The 4,300-nt window shown below is 68.9% G+C and carries 5 protein-coding genes; 3 read left to right on the top strand and 2 right to left on the bottom strand.

Annotation, left to right across the window (positions count from 1 at the left end; genetic code table 11):
* Window positions 1-114: 114 nt before the first annotated feature.
* Both PA6_RS14290 and PA6_RS23435 read right to left on the bottom strand, forming a co-directional pair.
* Entirely contained in the window at window positions 115-1,188 is a 1,074-nt protein-coding gene (locus PA6_RS14290; RefSeq protein ID WP_021701645.1) for a 3-deoxy-7-phosphoheptulonate synthase, read from the bottom strand.
* Between the two features lie 276 nt (window positions 1,189-1,464).
* A complete protein-coding gene (locus PA6_RS23435) occupies window positions 1,465-1,620 on the bottom strand; it encodes a hypothetical protein (protein WP_155948010.1) in 156 nt (51 codons plus the stop codon).
* A gap of 49 nt (window positions 1,621-1,669) precedes the next feature.
* Between PA6_RS23435 and PA6_RS14285 the strand changes: the two genes are divergently transcribed.
* Genes PA6_RS14285 through cobF form a run of 3 tightly spaced genes read left to right on the top strand, consistent with a single transcriptional unit; the run spans window position 1,670 to window position 4,124 of the window.
* Window positions 1,670-2,668, top strand: a complete 999-nt coding sequence (locus tag PA6_RS14285; protein ID WP_021701644.1) for an ATP-binding protein — start codon at window positions 1,670-1,672, stop codon at window positions 2,666-2,668.
* A 2-nt stretch (window positions 2,669-2,670) separates the two neighbouring features.
* On the top strand, window positions 2,671-3,360 hold the full coding sequence (locus PA6_RS14280) for a vWA domain-containing protein (protein ID WP_043216736.1): 690 nt from the start codon (window positions 2,671-2,673) through the stop codon (window positions 3,358-3,360).
* Complete coding sequence (cobF, locus tag PA6_RS14275; RefSeq protein WP_021701642.1) at window positions 3,357-4,124, top strand: precorrin-6A synthase (deacetylating); 768 nt, start codon at window positions 3,357-3,359, stop codon at window positions 4,122-4,124. Before PA6_RS14280 ends, cobF begins: the two co-directional genes overlap by 4 nt.
* Window positions 4,125-4,300 lie beyond the last annotated feature (176 nt).

The following is a 4,300-nucleotide window of genomic DNA, read 5'->3' as shown; positions in this document are numbered from 1 at the left end:
CTCTCCCGAGGGGAGAGGGGTGTCGTCGCACCGAACCAACGCGGGTTCCACCCGCCCTACTCGCCCCATCTCCCTCTCCCATTTATAGGAGAGGGCCAGGGAGAGGGCAGCCCTTCAACGCCCGCCACGCAGCCGCTCGGCCGCCTCGCGCAGCATCGCCTCGGTGCCGCTCCAACCCAGGCAGCCGTCGGTGATCGACACGCCGTAGCGCAGCTCGGTGGACAGCGCCTGGCAGCCGTCGAACAGATGGCTCTCCAGCATCACCCCGCGCAGGCTGGCGTCGCCGGCCAGGCGCTGGTCGAGCACGTCGCGCAGCACCGCCGGCTGGCGCAGCGGGTCCTTGCCGCTGTTGGCGTGGCTGCAGTCGACCATGATCCGTGCGGCGATGCCCTGCTTTTCCAGGCTGGCCCGCGCCACGGCCACGCTGGCCGCATCATGGTTAGGTCCGCTGTGGCCGCCGCGCAGCACCAGGTGGGTGTCCGGGTTGCCGGCAGTCTCGACCAGCGCCGGGCGGCCCAGGTCGTCCACGCCGAAATGCTGGTGCGGGTGCGCCGCCGAACGCATGGCGTCGCAAGCGATGGACAGGCTGCCATCGGTACCGTTCTTGAAGCCCACCGGCAGATCAAGGCCGCTGACCAGCTCGCGGTGCACCTGCGACTCGCTGGTGCGCGCGCCGATGGCGGCCCAGCCCAGCAGGTCGTCGAAGTAGCCGGCCACCAACGGTTGCAGCAGCTCTGTGGCCACCGGCAGGCCGCGTTCGAGCATGGCCAGCATCAGCCGGCGCGACAGTTCCAGGCCGCCGGCCATGTCGCCGCTGCCATCCAGCTGCGGGTCGTACACCAGACCCTTCCAGCCAATGGTGGTGCGTGGCTTCTCGACGTAGGCGCGCATCACCAGCAGCAGCTGGTCGCTCACCTCGGGTGTCAGTGCGGCCAGGCGATCAGCGTATTCAAGGGCGGAAAGCGGATCGTGCAGGGAACAGGGGCCGACGACGACCAGCAGGCGCGGGTCGGAGCCGTCGAGCACGGCGCGGATGGCCTCGCGCTGGGAGTGAACCTGGGCAGCGAGAGCGGCGGACAGCGGCAGGCGCTGGCGCAGATCGGTGGGGCTCGGCAGCGGCGTGGCGCGGCGGCGAGTGGTGGATGGCGACACGGCTTGCGCGCGCAGAGCAGTAACGGAAGCATTCATGGCGGTGGTCCTCGCCCGGCGTGGCCTCATGCCACGCGCGGCGCGCTATCTGGGTGTTCGACTGGAATCTCGGTGGTGCGCGGCAGCGCTGCTAAATCGCCAGGCGGAGTTGCGGTAGCTGCGGTAATAGGCGGTGTAAGCGGTCATGTTTCGATCCTCTGTATGCATCGTGTTGGCCTTGTGGGCCGAAAAAACAAAAACCCCGGTCGGGTGGCCGACCGGGGTTTCGTGAAACTGGCTGGTGGCGACCCTTTGCTCTGGGGCGCCTGTGGGGTATCAGGCGCGCCGCTGGCTAAACCAATACCCGTAAAAGAAATAAGCGACGGCCTCGACCTGCGCGCGCACGCCAGCCACGCCGGCAGCGGCGGAGCGAACAAGGCGGTTCAGGGAAGGACGAGACGACATGCTGATCTCCAAAACGATGGTTGCCACGCTAACCGATACCCCCGCTTTCTTTCAACCTTTGATCCGAGGTAACGCCATGCAGCCCCATTTCCCCCTGGCCGCCGTGGTGGCCGCCGACGAGCTCAAGCTGGCGCTGTGCCTGGCCGCCATCGACCCGGCCCTGGGCGGCGTGCTGATCGAAGGCCCGCGCGGCATGGCCAAGTCCACCCTGGCGCGCGGCGTGGCCGACCTGCTCGATGGCGGCCGCTTCGTCACCCTGCCGCTGGGCGCCAGCGAAGAGCGCATCGTCGGCACCCTCGACCTGGATGCCGCGCTCGGCGAGGGCCGCGTGCGCTTCTCCCCCGGCGTGCTGGCCAATGCCCACGGCGGCGTGCTCTACGTCGACGAAGTCAACCTGCTGCCCGACCACCTGGTCGACCTGCTGCTCGACGTCGCCGCCAGCGGCATCAACCACATCGAGCGCGACGGCCTGTCGCACAGCCACCCGGCGCGCTTCGTGCTGATCGGCACCATGAACCCCGAGGAAGGCGAGCTGCGTCCGCAGCTGCTCGACCGCTTCGGCCTCAAGGTGCAGCTCGGCGGTACGCCCGAGCCAGCGCAACGCGCCGAGATCGTCCGCCGCCGCCTGGCCTTCGACGACGCCCCCGAGGCCTTCCTCGCCCAGTGGCGGCACGAACAGGACGCCCTGCGCCAGCGCTGCAGCGAGGCCCGCCAGCGCCTGAACGACATCCCGCTGGCCGACGCCAGCCTGGACGCCATCGCCCAGCGCTGCTTCGCCGCCGCCGTCGACGGCCTGCGCGCCGACCTGGTGTGGCTGCGCGGCGCCCGCGCCCATGCCGCCTGGCGCGGCGCCAGCCGCATCGAGGCGCAGGACATCGACGCCCTGGAATCCTTCGTCCTCGCCCATCGCCGTCGCGAACACACGCCACCGTCCGCCAGCCAGCCGCCGGCATCGAACCAGACTCAGCAGCCTGCCGAACAACAGCAGGGCGAAGGCCAGTGGGGCGCACTGCCGCCGCAGGCCGTGGCCGTCGGCGAACGACGCGAGCTACCGAGCCGGCCAAAAAAGCCCTGAGCATCCGCCCGCGCCAGGCCCCAGGCGCGGATGCCCTCCCCCAACCCGGCCAGGCCCAAGGCGGACGCAGCGGCGCACGCGGCAGCGGCACGCCTACGCGCATCGACTGGCCGGCGACCCTCGCCCACGGCCGCCCACGCCGCCGCGCCGACCTGCACTGGCACGCCCGCCGTCTGCGCCCGGGTGAGCTGTGGCTGGTGATAGTCGATGCCTCGGCCAGCACCCGCCGCAACGGTGCCCTGGCCCAGGCCAAGGGCCTGCTCGCCGAGCTGTTCGCCAGCGCCTACCGCCAGCGCGCCCGCCTGGCCGTGCTCGAAGCCGGCGGCGCGCAGCCGCGCTGGCTGTGGCAGGGGCAGAAGGCCTCGTCCGAACTGCACGCCTGGCTGAACCAGCTCGGCGCCGGCGGCGGCACGCCGATCATCGAGGCGCTGCAACTGGCCACGCCCTGGCTCATCCGCCGGCAACGCCACAAACCGGGCGAACAACAACGCCTGCTGCTGCTTACCGATGGCCGCCTGCGCAACTGGCCGCGGCTTACCGCGCTACCCTGCCCCGGCTTGCTGCTGGACATCGAGCGTACTCCTATCCGCCTCGGCCGCGCCCGCCAACTGGCCTTTGAGCTGGGCGCCGACTACCACCATATCGACGAACTGGCGCCCGCAAGCCGCGCGCCCACCTGGAACAGACCATGAAAGAACTGCTGCTGGTCGGCATCGGCGCCGGCGACCCGGACTACATCACCCAACAGGCGATCAAGGCCCTGCGCCGCAGCGATGTGATCTTCCTGATGGACAAGGGCCCGGCCAAACACAAGCTCAACGCCCTGCGCCGGGAAATCTGCGAGCGCTTCCTGGACGGCCACAACCCACGCTTCGCCGAAGGCCAGCAGCCAGAACGCGAGCGTGACGCCGCCGACTACCGAGCCAGCGTGGACGAGCTGAACCGCGACAAGCAGGCGGTGTTCGAGCAGTTGATCGATGAGCAGATGAGCGACGGCGAAGTCGCCGCCTTTATGGTCTGGGGCGACCCTTCGCTGTACGACAGCAGCATCCGCATCATCGAGTCCATCGCCGCCGCGCGCAGCGGCCTCAGCTACGACGTGATCCCCGGCATCACCAGCCTGCAGGCCCTCACCGCCCGCCATCGCATACCGCTGAACCAGATCGGCCGCGCCGTGGAAATCACCACCGGCCGCCTGCTGGCCGAGGGCTGGCCGCAAGGCGTGGACAGCGTGGCGGTGATGCTCGATGCCAAGGACACCTACCTGCGGTTTGTCGGGCAGGGGCTGCATATCTATTGGGGAGCCTATGTGGGGACAGCGGACGAGATTCTGATTGCCGGGGCGCTGGATGAGGTGGCGGAGCGGATTGCGGCGACTCGCACGCAGGCGCGGGAGAATAATGGATGGATTATGGATAGCTATCTGCTGCGGAGGGGTGGAGCTACGGAGAGCTGAAAACTGCGGAAATCTCCGCATCTCGTCCAAGCCGACACTGGTAGTTCCTCACAACGTCGTCGCCTCAGCAGGTGCAGTACACGCACCACTTTCGCTACGATCTACCGGCCAACTTTTACACACAAAGGAATACATCATGGAAGAGCAAGAGAGCATGGGCACAAAGAAGATCAAGC

It is taken from the genome of Aquipseudomonas alcaligenes NBRC 14159 (assembly GCF_000467105.1).
Taxonomy (GTDB): domain Bacteria; phylum Pseudomonadota; class Gammaproteobacteria; order Pseudomonadales; family Pseudomonadaceae; genus Aquipseudomonas; species Aquipseudomonas alcaligenes.
Note: the sequence above shows the minus strand (reverse complement) of the source record. Positions and strands in the feature narration are given on the sequence as shown.